16 protein-coding genes are annotated in these 17,610 nt (G+C 47.6%); 3 read left to right on the top strand and 13 right to left on the bottom strand.

Going from position 1 to position 17,610, the window contains the following annotated elements; translation table 11 throughout:
- Positions 1 to 35: 35 nt before the first annotated feature.
- The 9 genes from H8K36_RS18365 to H8K36_RS18325 form a co-directional block, all read right to left on the bottom strand.
- On the bottom strand, positions 36 to 2,831 hold the full coding sequence (locus H8K36_RS18365) for a CehA/McbA family metallohydrolase (protein ID WP_186917982.1): 2,796 nt from the start codon (positions 2,829 to 2,831) through the stop codon (positions 36 to 38).
- Between the two features lie 537 nt (positions 2,832 to 3,368).
- Positions 3,369 to 3,656, bottom strand: coding sequence for a hypothetical protein (locus tag H8K36_RS18360; protein ID WP_186917981.1), 288 nt, complete (start codon positions 3,654 to 3,656; stop codon positions 3,369 to 3,371).
- 27 nt (positions 3,657 to 3,683) lie between these two features.
- Positions 3,684 to 3,998: a hypothetical protein gene (locus H8K36_RS18355; protein ID WP_186917980.1), complete on the bottom strand. Its 315-nt coding sequence runs from the start codon at positions 3,996 to 3,998 to the stop codon at positions 3,684 to 3,686.
- A 109-nt stretch (positions 3,999 to 4,107) separates the two neighbouring features.
- Positions 4,108 to 5,154, bottom strand: a complete 1,047-nt coding sequence (locus H8K36_RS18350; RefSeq protein WP_186917979.1) for a polymer-forming cytoskeletal protein — start codon at positions 5,152 to 5,154, stop codon at positions 4,108 to 4,110.
- Between the two features lie 71 nt (positions 5,155 to 5,225).
- Positions 5,226 to 5,708: an SRPBCC family protein gene (locus H8K36_RS18345; protein WP_186917978.1), complete on the bottom strand. Its 483-nt coding sequence runs from the start codon at positions 5,706 to 5,708 to the stop codon at positions 5,226 to 5,228.
- An 86-nt stretch (positions 5,709 to 5,794) separates the two neighbouring features.
- Complete coding sequence (locus H8K36_RS18340; protein ID WP_186917977.1) at positions 5,795 to 6,181, bottom strand: RidA family protein; 387 nt, start codon at positions 6,179 to 6,181, stop codon at positions 5,795 to 5,797.
- A gap of 1 nt (position 6,182) precedes the next feature.
- Positions 6,183 to 6,956, bottom strand: a complete 774-nt coding sequence (locus H8K36_RS18335) for an alpha/beta hydrolase (RefSeq protein WP_186920463.1) — start codon at positions 6,954 to 6,956, stop codon at positions 6,183 to 6,185.
- A gap of 30 nt (positions 6,957 to 6,986) precedes the next feature.
- Positions 6,987 to 7,721 carry a substrate-binding periplasmic protein gene (locus H8K36_RS18330; protein WP_186917975.1) on the bottom strand — a complete coding sequence of 245 codons (735 nt, stop codon included), beginning with the start codon at positions 7,719 to 7,721 and terminating at the stop codon, positions 6,987 to 6,989.
- 162 nt (positions 7,722 to 7,883) lie between these two features.
- Positions 7,884 to 8,294: a PaaI family thioesterase gene (locus H8K36_RS18325; RefSeq protein ID WP_186917974.1), complete on the bottom strand. Its 411-nt coding sequence runs from the start codon at positions 8,292 to 8,294 to the stop codon at positions 7,884 to 7,886.
- Between the two features lie 196 nt (positions 8,295 to 8,490).
- Here H8K36_RS18325 and H8K36_RS18320 point away from each other — a divergent pair, with 196 nt between their 5' ends.
- Positions 8,491 to 9,885 carry a Gfo/Idh/MocA family protein gene (locus H8K36_RS18320; protein WP_222611276.1) on the top strand — a complete coding sequence of 465 codons (1,395 nt, stop codon included), beginning with the start codon at positions 8,491 to 8,493 and terminating at the stop codon, positions 9,883 to 9,885.
- On the opposite strand, the gene H8K36_RS18315 is transcribed toward H8K36_RS18320, so the two are convergent.
- On the bottom strand, positions 9,882 to 10,901 hold the full coding sequence (locus H8K36_RS18315) for a HupE/UreJ family protein (RefSeq protein ID WP_186917973.1): 1,020 nt from the start codon (positions 10,899 to 10,901) through the stop codon (positions 9,882 to 9,884). The genes H8K36_RS18320 and H8K36_RS18315 overlap by 4 nt on opposite strands.
- A 291-nt stretch (positions 10,902 to 11,192) precedes the next feature.
- Between H8K36_RS18315 and H8K36_RS18310 the strand changes: the two genes are divergently transcribed.
- Positions 11,193 to 14,522, top strand: coding sequence for a YHYH protein (locus H8K36_RS18310; protein ID WP_186917972.1), 3,330 nt, complete (start codon positions 11,193 to 11,195; stop codon positions 14,520 to 14,522).
- Between the two features lie 115 nt (positions 14,523 to 14,637).
- Here the strand turns inward: H8K36_RS18310 and H8K36_RS18305 are convergent, their stop codons facing one another.
- From H8K36_RS18305 to H8K36_RS18295, 3 genes are all read right to left on the bottom strand, one after another.
- Positions 14,638 to 15,291: a hypothetical protein gene (locus tag H8K36_RS18305; protein WP_186917971.1), complete on the bottom strand. Its 654-nt coding sequence runs from the start codon at positions 15,289 to 15,291 to the stop codon at positions 14,638 to 14,640.
- Between the two features lie 49 nt (positions 15,292 to 15,340).
- Positions 15,341 to 15,787 carry a hypothetical protein gene (locus tag H8K36_RS18300; RefSeq protein WP_186917970.1) on the bottom strand — a complete coding sequence of 149 codons (447 nt, stop codon included), beginning with the start codon at positions 15,785 to 15,787 and terminating at the stop codon, positions 15,341 to 15,343.
- A gap of 144 nt (positions 15,788 to 15,931) precedes the next feature.
- Positions 15,932 to 16,855 carry a LysR family transcriptional regulator gene (locus tag H8K36_RS18295; protein WP_186917969.1) on the bottom strand — a complete coding sequence of 308 codons (924 nt, stop codon included), beginning with the start codon at positions 16,853 to 16,855 and terminating at the stop codon, positions 15,932 to 15,934.
- Positions 16,856 to 16,998: 143 nt separating this feature from the next.
- Here H8K36_RS18295 and H8K36_RS18290 point away from each other — a divergent pair, with 143 nt between their 5' ends.
- A complete protein-coding gene (locus tag H8K36_RS18290) occupies positions 16,999 to 17,598 on the top strand; it encodes an FMN-dependent NADH-azoreductase (protein ID WP_186917968.1) in 600 nt (199 codons plus the stop codon).
- Positions 17,599 to 17,610 lie beyond the last annotated feature (12 nt).

Raw genomic sequence — 17,610 nt, 5'->3', positions numbered from 1 at the left:
GCGCGATCTTATCGATGCGCCATTTTAAGTCACAATTATTGCGTCACGACACTGACATCATCGATCAAGAACGATGTCGCTGTGACCGATCCTTCAGTACCCAAGAAGTAGATACGTATTGTTTGACCTTTATAAGCACTCAAGTCGAAAGACTTGCTGATGTAGGTCGTGCCTTTGTTCAAGTTGGAGTAAGTCGCAAGTGTGCTGAGAACCGTGCCACTGCTATTACGAATTTGAACGGCCAATGTGTCATACGCTTGAGTTGTTGTAGTTTCATCAGAAACTACTTTCAACCAGAAATTCAAGGTCGTTGAAGTGCTCGTACTTGGAATTGCAATCTGTTGATACAAACTATCGACATGGGCTGCACCGTAACCATTGAGCCAAGCTTTATAAGTTCCAGCACGTGATGCTTGTGTGGTGTCATTACTGATCACGCCGCTAGTCGCTGTCCAAGAAGTGGAGCCACTTTCAAAACCTCCGTTCAAGATCAATTGCTTCGATACGGTGTTATTGATGCTGAACGCCACACTTGAGGATGTGCCGATGTTATTGGCTGCATCGTAGGCTTTGGCGACCAAAGTATGGCTGCCGTTGGCCAGTGTCGTCGAGTTCAAGGTTGTGCTGTAAGGAGCGCTAGTCAATGTCGACTTCAAGGTGCCGTCGACATATAGCTCTACTTTGCTGACACCAACGTTATCACTCGCCGTAGCGCTTAAGGTAATGGTGCCGCTAGTGCCACTTTCGCTGGCGCTGACAGTTGGTGCTGTGGTGTCAGAAACTGGGTTGTTAATGCTGAAGCTAACCGCGCTTGAGCTGCCCACGTTATTCGCTGCATCGTAGGCTTTCGCCACGTAGCTGTGTGCGCCATTCGCCAGCGTTGTCGAGTTAATCGCTAAGCTGTAAGGTGCTGTAGTTGCCGTTCCCTTCAACACGCTGTCCACATAGAACTCTACTTTGCTGACACCAACGTTGTCGCTCGCTGTCGCATTTAAAGTGATCGTGCCGCTCGTACCTGTTTCGGTTGCTGTCACAGTCGGTGCTGTCGTGTCGCCAGCGCTTGTACCTTGGCTCACCCAGATCGGTGCGGACCACAAAATATTGCCGTCATCTTGTGTCACTTTCGCGTAGTAGAAGTGTTCGCCAGATGCTGGAGTAATTGTTGTCACCGCTGTATTGCTCAACTGAGTGACAGTGCCATTACGGCCTGGTACACCTTCGAAAATTTGGACCGTGCTGACAGTACGTCCAGCGCTGTTGGCGAAATTCGTCGTTAAGGTTAGAGCGCCAGAGTTGCTGAAGCGTTCGCCCATCATGTGACCATTCGCAGTCAATACCAATTGCGAATTCTTATCCATAGTGGCAAATACACGACGCGCTTTCAAAGCTGCGATAAAGTTGGCGTTATTTAACGGCAGACCATTTGGAATCAAGACACCGTTGCGGTTGGTGTATGAAGCACCCCAGTTCGCGCAGTGGTTATCTTGGTTGGTCGTAAAGGCAACGTGGTAACCTGCCTCCAAAGCCTTATTACACGCAGACTCATAGCTGCTGCGACCGGTTTCTGTTTCAGTGGTGTTGGTTGAGAATGCTGAAGTATTCAACACTTCGCAAGCTACCATCGCTTGGTCACCGTCAGCGGTATAGGCCAGTGGTACAGCATTGACTTGGAATTGACCGGTTGTTGCTGGGTGATTGAACTGACCGATCCAGCCACGTTGGCGCATTAAAGTGTACAAGGCAGCGTAGTCGCCTTTGGTGGTCAAGGTATCAGCGATCAGTTGATTGCTGCTGTTATATTCCCAACCCAATAATTCATTGGCGTTGAAAATATTCATGTGACCGCCGTTATTGATCACACCCCATTCCATGCCATAGATGCCCAAGAAGTTAGGGTGGCTGGAATTAAAGCTACTGGCTGCTGTCAAACCTGATTGGTAAAGATTCTTAGCGGTGACTGGATCAGCGCTTGCGTTGGTGGCATCAGAACCGTCATACATATGATTGTGTTCTGATGTCATCAAGAAATCGAGACCACGGTTCAATGCGTATTGGTAAGCATCAGTCGGGCCAAATGCCGCTGACTGTGGATTCTGTGCACCTGTACAAGAGCTCAAATTGCCACCGCCATCGCTATGGTTGGTTTGACTATGCAGATTGCCGTAGTAGACCGTGTACGGTAGTGAGTTCGTTGCTGGTACGGCAGGTGCCATCGCGGTTTTTGCCGCTGGCGGTGCACTCATTTTACGTGGGTTCTTGCCCGTGTTCATTGGCGCGAACGCTGGCATCGCTACTTGACTAGCTGCACCAATTTGCATAGGCCAAGATTGTTCAGTTACTTCTGCTTTATTGTGGAGCAAAACTTCATTAACTAATTGCGGAGCTGGCTTTCTTGCCGCATTTGGAATTTCTCTCGTTTCGACTGCGGCAGCGGTTAAACGCAATTGATAGACGCCATCAGGTAAGGCACTCGCATTCGCTGCTGTGCGGCCTGCCCAGAAAATCTGTTTGACCAATGCTTGGTTTGGTAATTTTTCTGCACCATTCCAGGTTTGTACAACGCGGCCGCCAGGTGTGACCAGCTCAAGTTTCCAAGCAACTGTGTGTTCTTTTTGGTTCAGCGGAAAACTGAAATCCAAGGTGAAAGTACGAGACTCGTCACCAACACGTGCGCTGGCTGCTGCGCGGTACGGCACGTGCAAGCTCGCTTCGAATTCGTGGTGATCTGAGATCGCCGCATAAACAGTGGAACTTGCGGTGAAAGTGAGTGCGCTGAGCGCGAACAAGCCGATTGCTCCGGACTTGCGCCGGATATTCTTCAGGTGAACCATGGTTTCCTCTCCCACATGTTTTGGTTTGGGCAGTGTGTCCCGCACCAAACATGGTCTTTGCGAACTGATGACGCAGCGCGATGTCGAATAAATCGTGTTTATGCGCAGTGCTGAATCGCCATTTCTAAGTTATAAAAATAATTTTTCGGTATCGACTAGGATGCATTTGGTGCTCGCTTTGGAGCTGCTTTTTTTGCCTGAGATCAATACTTTTTGTATGTTTGTTTTGCAAACAAACGAAGCCTGACACAGCGATGTGACAATTCAATTACAGAATGACATCTTGTTTTCAGAAGGGGCGCTAAAAAGAAAGAAAAATTGACTGGTCTACCCTCTGGGAGTAGGCATTTTCGAGGGTAAGAGTGAGAATTAGAGTTAACACTCTAACTGGTATTTTTCGTGGCAAAAATGGCACGGTATTTTGTTCGGACGGTCGTGCTTTTTACTGTGGGAAATTTGAATTTTTGTGGTTACAGTGACAACGCGTTTTGATGTATGAACAGGCCAACAGATGCATATCTTGGCAGTCTAAAATAATTAACAAAAATGAATATCGCACTCAGCTTCATCACACCGAACGAAAACCCGGTGTTTATAACCAAAGAAATTATCCACGATACTTCGAATAACACCTGGAAATAAAAGCACTGGCAAGAGCAGCAAGTGAAATGCAAGTAGCCAAACACGAAAGGTTTTTCCTTTTCTTAGTTCGACTCCGTTTGCCCACTCTTTGTGGACGACATATCCATCTTCAACCAGCAAAGAAATTTCTTGCAGAGCTTCGACTGGAATACTCTTTTTGAATGGATACACATTTGTTCCCATAGGAAAAGAACACCCTTTACTTGAATTTTAGTTTGGAGCGGCTTGCACATGTAGTTCGAATACCTGCGCATTCGTACGCAAAATGTGCTCAACCTTGTTAATCACTCCAGCCAATGAGTCTTGGACTTCTTTTGATCTCCAAATTGACTGTATAAAGCTTGGTTCAGCAGAGACGAATACGCACCAAGCGTCGGGAATGCTTCTATAGTCGTCGTCCTTTTGACTCACGCACCCCACCCATAAGTGGAATGGCTTACGCTGCACTGCGACCAACCAGCCCCAATCTTCCGCGGCGATATCCTCAGTAATCGTCAGACCAGATGCGCTCAGCTGATTTAGCATCCACTGAGCGAGCGCCCTTCCGAAACACTTTGGGTTCGTTTCTAATTCTTCACCTGTTTCTATTCGAAATAGAGAGGATTTAAATCGATATTCGACGCTCGTGAGCATCTTAGTTGATCATATCCCGCGCCAAACGACGTGGTACTTCCCAATCTAGCTCCCAGTCACGTTTTTTCTCTAAGCTGTCGATATGCTTGAGCTTTTTGCCTTCAACGAATTTGCCTGACAACAGCAATTTCGGTTTGGTCGGTGCTGAGACGTAACCGCGTTCTTCCCACAAGGAACGTTTCATGGTGGTTGCGGCGAGGATGCCGTAGTCGGCACCGCAGGTCAGACCTTTTTCTGCCACGACCGCTTCACCTGCTTTGATGTATTTCGCTGCGTAGATGGTGCCTTTAGTCGCGATCCAACGACCGCTGTGGATTTCGCCGTTGAGGCTAGTGATTTGGCCAACAGCGCGAATGGTGCCCCAGGCGCTGATATCGCCATTGCTATGGATAGAGTCTGCTTGCAAGTTACCTTGGCAAATAATCTCGCCGACGTAGATGCCGCCATGCACGGCGATGTCGGTTTCAGAAAACAATTCACCTTTGATGTTGATGTCGCCATCGGCAGCAATCGCAATCGCGCTCAAATGGCCACCGACGTATTGAATTTCGCCGACGTCGAGCACGTCATCGAGTTGCACATTGCCGTGGCAATCTAAAACGTCGCAAGCCAGATAGCCGAGCACTTGGATATCGCCGTAGCCTCCAAATGTCTCGTGATGGGCATCGCGTTTCAAAATACTTGGGTGTACCAGCTTATCGATAAACGAGCTGCCGTCTTTGGCTGGTTTGGCTTGGTCAAGCTCTAACAAACGCGCCATCCATTCGGCATTCGCGCCGGTTTTGAGCATGTGTTCCACATCGATATCGCCGGCGCAATCGAGCGCTTGCCCCACATACAAAGATTGCACGCGAATATCACCCGTAACGGTCAACTTACCGAGGCAAAATACTTCTTCCGCCTCTAAGTGACCATCGACTAAGAGGTCGCCGCCAACGATGACTTGATTTGTAATTTGCAAATCACCTTGAATATGGGCATCGCCCGTACAAGCAAATTGCTTACGTTTGAGTTTCTTGGCGAGGAAAGGAGCTGGTGTTGTGGACATATAGTTCTCTTGGAATTAGGTGGTTAAGCCGATAGTCGGCCATTCTTATGGGTTCTCGTTGAATGCAGCGCTTAATTCATCAGGGCATTGAGTAAACCGCCTTCGGCTAGTTCTCGGATCATACGCACGGTATCCACATCTGCTTCATGATAAGCGGCTCGGCGGTAATCGTCGTACATTTTATTGGTTTCATCTTCTTCAGCGGTGTGACCGTCGTCGTAGCAGAAACGTACAAATAAGCGATTTGCCTCAGGTTCTTCGATACTCATGCGCAGTGAAGATGCCTTGATATCGTTTTGCGCCGGTACTTGGTAATGAACGTGGTCATTGTGAACGATGCTGACATGATCTTTAACGAGCAAATTACCGTATTGGATTTCGCGTGTCATCGACACCTCAGTGCGATCAGTAATCGCGCATTGGTCGATATACGAAACAAACATCTTTGGAGATTCAGCGCGCAGCACCAAGCCACGCCACAATTGTTCGCGAGTGATGACTTCGATCATCGGGTTCTCAAGGTCGTTGATTTCAACGAGGTGTTCAAATTTCATTGCATTTGCTCTGTTGTTCTAAACTAAGCCGCTAGTTTACACCCGAAACCGATTGTCACCTAAATGTCGGCTAAATTCCAAAAAACCTAGGCAGAGCCCTTGATGGCGGTAACTTCAATTTCTATCTTCATGCGCGGGTCCGCCAAGCCTGCCGAAATCATCATTGCCGCGGGGCGAACCTCCCCGAAATACTGGCGCAAGGTGGGCCAGCATAAAGGAAACTCGTCTGCATTTGGCACCACGTAGTTGACCCGAACCACATCCGCCAAGCTTGATCCAGCTTGTGTTAACGCTGCTGCAATATTGCGTAAACACTGGTCAGTCTGCGTGATGATATCGTCGGAAATCGTCATATTGCTGTAGTCAAAACCGGTCGTGCCCGAAACGAAGACCCAGTTCTCATGGACGACGGCACGCGAGTAGCCTATGGTTTCTTCGAAGGTAGAGCCTGAACTAATGCGTTGACGAGTCATTTTATTCTTTCGATTTTGTTGATGGGTCGTGCTGGTGAATCCAATCTGTGATTTGCTTGGCTGTTTCAGCTTCGATACCGATGTAGCCATGGAAATGCAAAGCTTCACAAGCGTCGCCTTGCGGATTTTGTCCCCCCTGCATCCAAATGAGTTGCTTGTCTTTCGTGTTGCTCAGTCGTTCAAGTATGGAAGGCACAAGGCTAGGTGTACATACTTGGCAGGCGTCATTTTGATGATGTACCAATAGAACCGGAAGTGTTATCCCTTGTAGGTTTTGGAATGGAATGGCGCCGGGCTTACGGTTTGATACGATGCTAGAACTTAAAACTATACCCGCCAATTTATTTGGACCTAAATTGATGGCTGCTGCTGTTGCTGAAACCGTTCCGCGGCTGGTGCCAATTAACCAGACGGGTAAAGAAGTGTCATTGCTGACCATCTCGACAACCGCAGCGATATCTTGTTGGTGAGGTGCAGCGATGCGATCGGCATAATCTAAATCGTTGATATCAGAAGGTTTCCCCATGATCACAACATTAAACCCTGCGTTGAGGAAGTATTGGTAAGAACGCACTAGAAAATTGCGGCCGTCAGGTTCGCCGTTTTGCATCTTTCCAAATCCACCTGCACCACCGGGCAATAAAATCAGATTGGCTCTCGCCTTCGGGTGTTTGACATAAATAAGTGGCACGCTGACACCATCGCGCGTATTGAGTCGGGTAATTTCGCTAGCGAGAGCGGTGAATGAAGTGATGCTGAAGATGAGAAAGATCAATACATGGCGCATCATTGTCGTTGGTAAGAATTAAAAGCTAATCGCTTGATTGAAACGTTTCAGTACCTCATCCGAAACGCGTTGACTGCACATCAGGTAACGATCTTGTACTTGCGGCATGCCGCTTGGCGTATAGATATACAGTTGTTCGCCATTCGGGGTGGTTTTGATCAATCGTTGCGCCTCTTCGACCGAAACGAAAATAAAGTCTGCGCGTCGCGCCACAATCATCTTGGCCATGTTGCGAGACTCTGCCGTGGTCGTAACGATTTGGACTTTAGATTTAGCGATGGCATCGTCAATAGTCTGGCCGTAGGAAGCTGTTTCTTTCTTCAATAGGCGTCCGCCGCTTTGGCTTAAAGCTTGTAATAGATCAAGCGAAGGCGGCAATTGGAAATCGCGATGGGCTAGCATGATCGATGGACGATCCTGGTCGTGGAAGATCGCTTCAGAAAATTTCGCGTAGCGACCGCGCTCGGAATTCTTAAATAAACCTAGGGCACAACTAATTTGATCGTTGCGTTCGACCACACTTAATTGTCGTTTGAAAGGGGTTTCAACCCATTCAAAGCGGATGTTTGCCTTAGTGAAAGCGCGTGCTACTGTTTCAGCGAGTACACCAGTCACTTTTCCTTGTGGATTTTTAAAGACAAAAGGCTCGCGGGTCTCGTATAAGAGTTTGAGTGGTTCCGTCGCGTGACTGGCTTGCCAGCAAGCATTGAGGGCACATAATATAAGCGCTCGTGGGACAAACCATTTCCACATATCTTCATCACCGTTGGTTGAAACTATGTTGTGTACTTACACAAACTCACCACAGCATACGAAGTCGTTGTCGACTTGTCAAAAAGAATTACTTCTATGAATAAAATAGAAAGCCTAGGAAATAAGACTAATCAACAAGGTAAAGTAGAGCGGGTGGTTAAATTAGTCCCGCTTTGGCGGAATCGCATAGGTTGTGACGACATGCGCGACGACATCTTCACTGCCTTCCGAATACAAACCCACCTCACCAACAGCCAAACTCTTGCCTACTTTAAGTAAATGGCAAACGCCAATGATCGCGCATTCCGCTGAGGGTTTGCGGAGAAAATTGATGTTCAAATTGGTGGTAACGGCTAAGGGTACGATACCGATTTCATTGAGTACCGCGACATACATGGCAACGTCGGCGACCGTCATCAAGACCGGGCCTGATACCGTGCCGCCCGGACGCAAATGGGCGTCGCTAATATCTTGCCTGACAGTGGTGCTCTTATCCCCTAAGGACACGACCTTGACCGTGCTTTGCGGGAATTCGCGGTCAAGAAAGGCTTGCATAGCTTCAATTTGCATCATGGTGTTGTGCTCCCGTCCTTCATTTATAAAAACTTAAGGACGCCTTGAATATTAATCACGCGCTCTGTGCTTAAGTTTCTGTAGAATTTATTGATCGATTGTTGCAGCAGCCCTCGTGCTATTTCTAGCCACTTTCGGGGAAATGCTTTATGTTCCTCATTATGCCTTAAACCTATTCTTACTTTGTGAGTGCACTATGTCCAACCAAAAACCTATGCGTCGTGGATTCCTAAAAACTCTCGGTGGCCTGAGCGCGGGTCTTGCCGCATTTGGTGCAACACAAGTACAGGCGCAGGGCAAAGCCGGTGCTGGTGCTCTGACTCGCCCTAAAGGCGGTAAATACATGGGAGACTTCATTGCGCCTAAGCTCGACAAAGTGAAAGTCGCCATCATTGGTGTCGGCGCGCGAGGATCAGGCCATGCTTCCCAGCTTGCTGAGATCGAAGGGGTACAGTTCGTCGGTATTGCTGATGTGGTGGAGGCACGCGCACGCAAATCTGAAGTTGCAGTCGCAAAATTTGGACATACACCTAAAGTTTATTTTGGCGATGAGAACGGCTGGCGCACGATGTTGGCAGAAACCAAACCAGATGCCGTGTTTATCGCGACGCCATGGAATACGCATGCACCGATGGCCATCGCCAGCATGAAAGCTGGCGCCCATGCTTTTGTCGAAGTGCCGATGGCAACTACCATCAAAGATTTGTGGGAGATGGTCGATACTTCTGAGGCGACTGGTCGTCATTGCATGATGATGGAAAATGTTAACTACGGGCGTGAGGAATTGTTGTACCTAAATATGGTGCGCCAAGGAGTGCTAGGTGATTTGTTGCACGCAGAAGCTGCCTATATCCATGCATTGCGCTTTCAGATGGAAAATGGAGATTCGACAGGCTCTTGGCGTACTTTCGAATACGCGAAACGCAATGGCAATTTGTATCCTACCCATGGTTTGGGACCAGTCGCTCAGTACATGAACTTAGCGCGTGGTGAAGATAACTTCGGTCGTATCACTTCATTCTCATCGCCCGCCAAAGGCCGTGCCGCTTATGCACAGAAGTCGACAAAACTGACTTCACCCAAATTCAAAGAGCTCGATTTCAAAGGTGGCGATATCAATACTTCGATTATCAAGACGCAGCTCGGGCGTACCATCATGGTGCAATGGGATGAAACCACACCACGCCCATACACCCGTCACAATATGATACAAGGTGTGAATGGCGTGTTAGCAGGGTTCCCCAATCGTATTTCGGTGGAAGGCATTACCAGCAACTATCACAAGTGGGCAGAAGGCAAAGATTGGGAAGCGATCGCACAAAAGTATGAGCATCCTTTGTACGTCCGTCTAGGTGAGCTGGCGACGAAGATGGGTGGCCATGGCGGCATGGACTTTTTGATGTTATATCGCATTATCGAATGCTTACGTAATGGCGAGGCGCTCGACCAAAACGTGTACGAAGGCGCTTTCTGGTCAGCAGTGGGGCCATTGAGTGAGAAGTCGGTAGCTGAGGACGGTAGCTCACAAGTCTTCCCCGATTTCACGCGCGGCGACTGGAAGCGCACCCATCCTTTGAAAATTATTGCTTAAAATTGGAATAGAAAATAGACGCCGATTACTAGGGCGAATGCATTAGCGCCGCGGTAGTAGAGCGGCGTTTTTTCTTGCTCATTTTGTAGGTGTTTCAACATCCAGAAAACGCTGATGCATAGGCCAATAAAGAGTAGCTGGCCTAGCTCAATACCGAGATTGAATCCGATTAGGCTCCACCAGCGGTGATGGCTATTGATAACCATATCGCTGATACTCGATGCAAATCCGAGCCCGTGAAAGAGACCACAAAAGAACACTGCGATTAAACGAAAGTTTGACGGTAACTCTTTTTTAATCAAATTGAGGCTCGCCATGAATACAATGCTGGCGGCAATCGCAGGCTCGTACCATTGCGTCGACGTTGGTATCACGTCCATTAAAGACAGTATAAAAGTCGCGCTGTGAGCAAGTGTAAATGCAGTTGTTACCAACAGCATGTGACGCCAAGTCGCGGCGACTGCAACGATGCTCAGTAAAAAGGCCAAATGATCCCAGCCCGTTAATATATGGTGTAGCCCCGTGTTGATGAAATCAACCAGAACTTGATGTGGCTCGCGAAAAAAACGGTGTTGTAGGTGACCTGGGCGCAAGATAACGATCTCTTGTTCCGCATCACGGATTGCCTTGATTGTTAATTGCTGTTCTCCAGTTCGCTTTCCAAAAAAATTGGCCTTAATCTCGAGTGCTTGCGGTGCTGTTGTAAACGAAAATTTGATGAGCACCAGAAAAAAACGTGCACCATCGTTGGTATTGCCAATGTTCTCTTGGCTGTGCTTGTCTTCACTCTCTGCATTGATTTGTATGAAATCAATCGTTCCCGCTTGAGTCCCATCGAATAGTTGAACTCTCTCACCGACTTGCTGGGCTATCGCCGATTGGTAGACTGAAGCTTCCAAGGGAGATAGTTTGCCATCCCCATTCTGGTCGCCTTGTTTGAGCGCCGATACAGGAAGCGCTATCGCCACGAAGGCCGATGTTCCTTGGATATTGATACTTCCTTGTTGTGCCGGCATCAGATGTGCGAAAGCATATTGGCTAAAAAATAAGCTTAGAAAAAGGGTGCGAACTAGCAAAGTCTTCATATTGTGAAACGGTAAAAGTAGACCTTGTAGATTTTGCTCAAACAATGTGTAGGAAATATGAATTCCCGTTCATGACTGTTGTGAAGATGTAAGCGATTGTAAGTATTCATTTTCTTCATTTTTTCTTCATATTTGTTTTGCAAACTGGCTCACCAATAAGGCCCTTTCTTATCGTTGTGTAGTGATGAGAATCCTTTTACAAAACTTTCGCTAGGATTAAGAATGAAAAAGAATTACTTCAAACTAGTACTTTGCTTACTGTGCGCGATACCGGTGTTAACAGCTTGTGGTGGTACTGAACAGAGTGTTAGTACAGCAACGATTGCGCTCGCCCCAGCGCCAGCCTCTGTGACTAATACGGCGAATTTCCCTGCGCCGCGTGCAAACTATGCGCTCACCAAAATGGGTAACCAAATTACGGTGACGGATCTCGTTGGAAGTACCGGAAGCCAAACGCTGACTGATGCGAGCAAGTTGAATTTCGCCGATATGAGCATCAATTTGCGCGTTGGCGACATCGCTCAGAAGATGTCCGAGGCGAATTTACAGTCCTTAATCGAACTCTATATCGCTTTCTTTAATCGAAGCCCTGATGCTGATGGCTTGGCGTATTGGATGGAAACCATGCAGGCCGGAGGGAGTCTGGAGCGAATTGCAGAGAGCTTTTATGAAGCAGGGAAACTCTATCCGCAGTTGACAGGGTATTCAGAAACGATGAACCCGCAGGAGTTTATTCGAGTGGTGTATAAGAACGTATTGGGTAGAACAGGGTCCACTGCGCCTACCGATAGCGAAGTCAATTATTGGGCAAATGAAGTTAGCGCCGGACGTTTTACAAAAGCCTCTGTCATCAACGCGATGCTGGTGTCTGCGCGTACTTTTGCCAAAGATCCTGAATACGGATGGGTTACTACGCTACTCAATAACAAGGTCAATATTGGGCGATATTTGTCCGTCGAGCAGGGAATAAGTTATCTGAACGATAGCGATAATATTAGTAAATCTATGGCCGTGATCGCAGCAATTACTAAAGACGATACGAGTAAAGCCTTATCCTTGGTTGGCTTAGGACAAGATGACTTTTCTTTGTTGCCAAGTCGTACCGATATACCTAAGATAATCGCACTCGGTAAAGGTGACGGCGTATTGTCGGTCTTGTTTGATGCGTCTTTAGCGGCGAACAATAGTGGAAGTGTTTATGTCATCAATTGCTCAGCTGCAGGAAAGACAGTCAGTGCGAGCGGTAGTAGTAGCCTCATCCGTGTCACAGGTCTGGTCAATGGTGTGGCCTATGCGTGTACGCTGAATAGCCGCAGTGGCACTATTTTAGGGACGGCTTCTGTACCTGCGATTGGGACACCGACAGCGTTTTCCAGTTTGGTCGAATTTAAAGGCAATGTCGTGCTAGGAGCTCCGACTAACGAAGCGGTCATCGCTAACGTTCTCTCTCCGACTGAAAATTGGAATGTCATCGTTTCTTACGGGCGAATCAGCGGCACCTACGAAAAGAAAACATCGATTCGTAACTTGTTAGCTGGCGTGCCAACCGAAATCAATTTAGAAGGCTTGGCCGCAGACAGTGCTTATTTTTATCGACTGCATCTACTCAATAGTAGCAACGTTGAAATTGGAACGACCTCAGAAAGTCGCTTCCACACGGCGCGCTCAATTGGGTCCAGTTTTAGCTTTACGATTCAGGGCGACTCGCATCCTGAAAGACCAAGCGAATTTAGCAGTAGCTTGTACACACGCACTTTGCAAACAGCGGCTGCTGACCAAGCTGATTTTCATATCACCCTTGGCGATGATTTTAGTGTCGACACTTTAGATCCTGCAACCGTAACTAAGGCTCAGGTCGTTGAACGTTATACCTTGCAACGTCCGTATTTAGGTCTCATTGGACGTTCCTCGCCGGTGTTTTTGGTCAACGGCAATCATGAGCAATCTGCTGGCTACTTATTGAATGGCACCGAAAACAATGTCGCAGTATGGGCGCAAAATGCACGCAATATGTACTACACGCAACCTGCACCTAATAATTTTTATAGTGGGAATACTCAATTTTTACCGTTCATTGGACAGCCACGAAATTACTATTCTTGGACTTGGGGCGATGCTCTCTTTGTCGCCATTGATCCCTACTTGCCATCAACCGTGCCACTCGCCACCATTTTTGGTAATACTCCACTTAACACTGATATTTGGGCAGTAACGCATGGCGACGCGCAATACCAGTGGTTGAAGGCGACCTTGGAACAAAGCAAAGCAAAATACAAGTTTGTGTTCGCTCACCACGTGATGGGTGCTAACCGAGGTGGGGTAGAAGTTGCCAACTTAGCAGAGTGGGGTGGATACAATAAAAACGGTGTGAACGAATTTGCGCAGAAAAGACCTACTTGGTCCTTACCGATTCACCAATTGATGGTGGCGAATAAAGTGACCGCCTTCTTCCAAGGACATGATCATGTGTGGGTACGTCAACAGTTAGATGGAGTGACTTACCAAACTTTGTCAGAGCCAGCGAACCCTAACTACAACTTTTCTGAATTTTCATCGTCATTCTTGTCCGGCGATAAATTTCCGAATTCAGGTTACACCCGAGTCAATGTGTCTACCTCTGGTGTGAAAGTAGACTACGTACGGACTTATTTGCCAGCCGATGAGGGCGTAGGTAAAACGAATGGTAGCGTGGCGTTTAGTTACACGATTGCTCCAGTTAGTGTGGTGAGTGGCACTAGTTCTACGCAAGGTGTTGGCTGTAATCTCAGCTATTCTGGTTTCAATAGTAGTACTAGGGTTAATGCCAACAGTATCTATAACTGGAGCTGTAGCGACAGCAAGCGAATATTGTCGGGTAATGACATTCCAGATCATGCGGTCACTACCGGTAATTTTGCGACACCGATGTCCGCGCAAAACATTAACGTCACAATGCCGATAGCGCCCGTCCTTGCGACCAAAACGCCAACGACGATCATAGGTTATGCCAACAATAGTGTGAAGTTCGATCCTGCGACGGCTGGTTCTTGTTCATCGACCGCAACTTCTACCGCAAACAATGGTGGTTGCGTGATGGTGGGGGGAAGTGGGCCTTGGATTTTGGAAGCAATAGGCGGTGCGTTCGTGTTTGGTACGGATGAAAGCAATGCGCACGTGCAGCCCAACGGACAATATCATTATCACGGCATGCCAGAAGGCATTTTGAATAAACTTAATAAAGGCACGGCGATGAGTCTGGTGGGTTTCGCGGTGGATGGTTTCCCTATCTATGCGAGATATGGGTACATCAACAGTAACGATAGTAATTCGGGAATCAAGGTCTTGGCCTCAAGTTATCGTAAGAAGTCAACACCAGATGCAGGGCGCCCATCGACAAACATTTTCCCTATGGGTACCTTCACGCCTGATTATGAGTATGTGTCTGGATTAGGAGATCTTGATGAGTGTAACGGTCGATTCGGTGTCACACCTGAATTTCCGAAGGGCATTTACTACTACATGATTACTGATTCTTTCCCCTATATTCAACGATGCACAAAGGGAGCGAAGTAAGGTTTTTGTGAGTGCATGATGTTGAAGAGGCATTTTCAACATCATGGTAGAAACCTGAATAGCCACGATGATGCTGATCTGCATTTGCGCACTGAGTGCAGATCTGGCATAAACTTTATTTTGCTTGTGGTACCCAATTCATGAAGCTATCTTTCATTTCTAATTTAGCTTTCTTGAAAGGGATCTTGATATCGATTTTGCTCTCGGATTCGATTGGCAAGCTCGGGCTATTTGCTTCCATTTGATAGAGCGTGGTGATCGTTCCTTCGAATGCTAAGGGCATGCTCATTTCAAGTACGCGTTTTTGAATCGAACCGCTTGCAGGATCGGCCCAAATTCTAAGCGTACCCGCGGATTGCGTGATTTCGAAAACAACGCTGGGTTTGCCGTTGAGCGATTGATTATCACTACGTTTGAATTTCGCATTCGGGGAGAAAAATTCTGCTTCAGCTGGCGCAAACATTTCTTCGAGGTCGAAGGCGACTGGTTTTTTGCTCGCATCTTTTGGCGGCGGCGTAATACTCAGGACGGTGTATTGTGCCTTTCCTTTTTCCCATCCACTGAGTTGTTTCTTGATCGTGATGGTCTTTGTAGGATCACCGTCTTTGGTCGCATGAATAAGCTGCTCCACGTCTTTCGCTGCCCACTTTTTTGTTTCTTGGTTGGAGGCGATGACCTTGGTCCAAAGTGGATCGGCATCAGCAGCCAAACTTGCTTGGACGGGTGCAAGAACGAACATCAATGCGACGGCAAGATTCTTTAGATTCATTATTTTACCTAGTAGGTTGAGAGACCAAATTGTTCAAGCTTCAGCCGCCCTATTTTGCGTTTGTTTCCTTGCTCTCACTGTTGACCGTTTGCCGTGCAAAATCGACCTCCATGGTCAGGAATTGCTGTGTGATCCCGGTGTGAACCTTTGCCTTCCATTTTCCTTTTCGTGAAAATTCAGTTTCGATTTTCTCAATTAAGGTGATCAGTTTTTGAGGTGTATCGTGGGTCTTGCCATTGACCTTCGCCACCGACGGTTTTGAGGGGGCACACGTCAGCTCAATTTCGGATTTGATGAGCGCGCAAAATTTTTCTTTATCAGCAGCATCGTCGGTTTTCACTTGAATGCTGTAATTGATATTTTCCGGCTCTTTGTCTCGACCTATCATGGCCTGCACGATTTTTGAAACACCAATTTCTTTGATCGTACTGTCACGATTTGTGTTGGGTGATGGAGTGGAAGCTAGGGTGAGAAATAAAATTGCAGAGGTAATCATTGGCTGGCCTATTCTACAAAGCGAGTCAGCAGCCGATTAAGTTCGCATTTGCTGAGACTCTACATGTTTAAGGATGCAAAAAATACATGTAAATAAATAAAAAGACAAGCTTTTTGATCAAATTTATGCAAATGTTTACTCAGGTTAAATACCTTTACTGCAGGGCTCAGAATCACCGCCATTCAACTCTTCCATCATCGCATCAATAAACACACGGGTTCTGGCTGGCATAAGGCGTCTGCCTGGAAACACGGCCCAAGCGTTGAACTCGGGAGAATGCCATTGCGGTAGGATGCGGATCAAACTTCCGTCATGCACATGACAGCGCGCGAATTGCTCAGACAAAAGTGCAATGCCCATACCCTCGAGCGCTAGTCTTCGTAGCATTTCTGGAGAATTAGCAGTAGCAATGCCGGGCGGCACACCTTCCCAAGTTTGATCTCCTGACTTGAGTTTCCAAACCGCGGGGTCGCCATTACGCGCCAGTAATCGTAAAGTTTTGTGTTCCATTAGTGCTTCCGGTTCTTCAGGTTCACCAAACTGGGCTAGATAGTTCGGTGCCGCGTACAGACTGGCTGAAAACACCGCTAAGAGTTTGGCCGCTAGAGAAGCGTCGTCGGGTAGGGTGCCCATGCGAATCGCTAAATCGAAATTCTCACCGATGATATCGACGCGTCGCGGTGTCAGATCCATTTCCAAAGTAATCGCCGGATACTTCTGCATAAAGCGTACGAGTAACGAGGTCATGGTGTTGTTGGCGAAGTCGGCTGGCATCGAAACACGCAAACGACCACTGGGTTCGGAATGCCGAAGCTGGGTTAAGGCGAGCGTCGCTTCGACTTCTTCGGTGACTTGTTGAGCATGGGCTAACACGCTATTGCCGAAATCAGTTACTACGAGCTTACGGGTTGTCCGCAGAAGTAAGCGCTCCCCTAGCTGGGTTTCTAAGGCACTCATGCGGCGCGAGAGTGTGGACTTTGGAATGGCTAATCGTTGTGCTGCTTTGCTGAAGCTGCCCTCTTGCACCACACGGGCAAACAGCAATAAGTCGTTGGGGTCGAGTTGCATGGTCTTCCTTATTGGTTCAAATATGGAACAATCATATCCATTTTATAGTCTTCCGCATAGTTTTTGGAACGTATAAAGTGTGCTTACTTTCAACGCAGCGACCCAAATGAGTGATCGCTGAATTAACGACAAGGAGCGACACCATGAACATTTTGCAAATTAATTCCAGCGCCCGCGTAGCCGGTTCCCATTCCACTAACTTGGCAAATCAAGTCAGTGCACGTTTGCAGGAACAACATGCCAACGCCAATTTCAAACTGCGCGATTTAGCGATTACGCCTCAACCAGCTTTGGACGAAACAGCCTTACAAGCATTGTTCACGCCAGCAGATAAACGTAGTCCAGAACAAGCGGCTCGCGTTGCATTGGATGATGCTTTGATTGCAGAGATCCAAGCCGCAGACGTGTTGGTGATTGGTGCGCCGATGTATAACTTTGGTATCTCATCACAATTAAAAAACTGGATTGATGCGATTTCCCGAGCAGGCGTCACTTTCCGCTACACTGCCACTGGCCCAGAAGGTTTGCTGAAAGGTAAAAAAGTGTACGTGGTGTTAACCCGCGGTGGCTTGTATCGCAACACACCGAACGATACGCAAATGCCATACTTGAAAGCTTTCTTTGCTTTCCTCGGCATGACCGATGTGGAATTTATTTACGCTGAAGGCTTGGCGATGGGCACCGAAGGTGAACAACGCGCCATTAGCGAAGCACAATCGCAGATTGAAGCCTTGGTTGCATAATTAGTTGGCCAG

This window comes from Affinundibacterium nitidum, assembly GCF_014284155.1.
Lineage (GTDB): Bacteria > Pseudomonadota > Gammaproteobacteria > Burkholderiales > Burkholderiaceae_D > Undibacterium > Undibacterium nitidum.
Note: the sequence above shows the minus strand (reverse complement) of the source record. Positions and strands in the feature narration are given on the sequence as shown.

What these genes read in the sequence shown, in the direction of transcription:
- H8K36_RS18365 (WP_186917982.1), bottom strand. Translation starts at nt 2,831, where the DNA reads ATGGTTCACCTGAAGAATATCCGGCGCAAGTCCGGAGCAATCGGCTTG.
- H8K36_RS18360 (WP_186917981.1), bottom strand. Translation starts at nt 3,656, where the DNA reads ATGGGAACAAATGTGTATCCATTCAAAAAGAGTATTCCAGTCGAAGCT.
- H8K36_RS18355 (WP_186917980.1), bottom strand. Translation starts at nt 3,998, where the DNA reads ATGCTAAATCAGCTGAGCGCATCTGGTCTGACGATTACTGAGGATATC.
- H8K36_RS18350 (WP_186917979.1), bottom strand. Translation starts at nt 5,154, where the DNA reads ATGTCCACAACACCAGCTCCTTTCCTCGCCAAGAAACTCAAACGTAAG.
- H8K36_RS18345 (WP_186917978.1), bottom strand. Translation starts at nt 5,708, where the DNA reads ATGAAATTTGAACACCTCGTTGAAATCAACGACCTTGAGAACCCGATG.
- H8K36_RS18340 (WP_186917977.1), bottom strand. Translation starts at nt 6,181, where the DNA reads ATGACTCGTCAACGCATTAGTTCAGGCTCTACCTTCGAAGAAACCATA.
- H8K36_RS18330 (WP_186917975.1), bottom strand. Translation starts at nt 7,721, where the DNA reads ATGTGGAAATGGTTTGTCCCACGAGCGCTTATATTATGTGCCCTCAAT.
- H8K36_RS18325 (WP_186917974.1), bottom strand. Translation starts at nt 8,294, where the DNA reads ATGATGCAAATTGAAGCTATGCAAGCCTTTCTTGACCGCGAATTCCCG.
- H8K36_RS18320 (WP_222611276.1), top strand. Translation starts at nt 8,491, where the DNA reads ATGTCCAACCAAAAACCTATGCGTCGTGGATTCCTAAAAACTCTCGGT.
- H8K36_RS18315 (WP_186917973.1), bottom strand. Translation starts at nt 10,901, where the DNA reads ATGCCGGCACAACAAGGAAGTATCAATATCCAAGGAACATCGGCCTTC.
- H8K36_RS18310 (WP_186917972.1), top strand. Translation starts at nt 11,193, where the DNA reads ATGAAAAAGAATTACTTCAAACTAGTACTTTGCTTACTGTGCGCGATA.
- H8K36_RS18305 (WP_186917971.1), bottom strand. Translation starts at nt 15,291, where the DNA reads ATGAATCTAAAGAATCTTGCCGTCGCATTGATGTTCGTTCTTGCACCC.
- H8K36_RS18300 (WP_186917970.1), bottom strand. Translation starts at nt 15,787, where the DNA reads ATGATTACCTCTGCAATTTTATTTCTCACCCTAGCTTCCACTCCATCA.
- H8K36_RS18295 (WP_186917969.1), bottom strand. Translation starts at nt 16,855, where the DNA reads ATGCAACTCGACCCCAACGACTTATTGCTGTTTGCCCGTGTGGTGCAA.
- H8K36_RS18290 (WP_186917968.1), top strand. Translation starts at nt 16,999, where the DNA reads ATGAACATTTTGCAAATTAATTCCAGCGCCCGCGTAGCCGGTTCCCAT.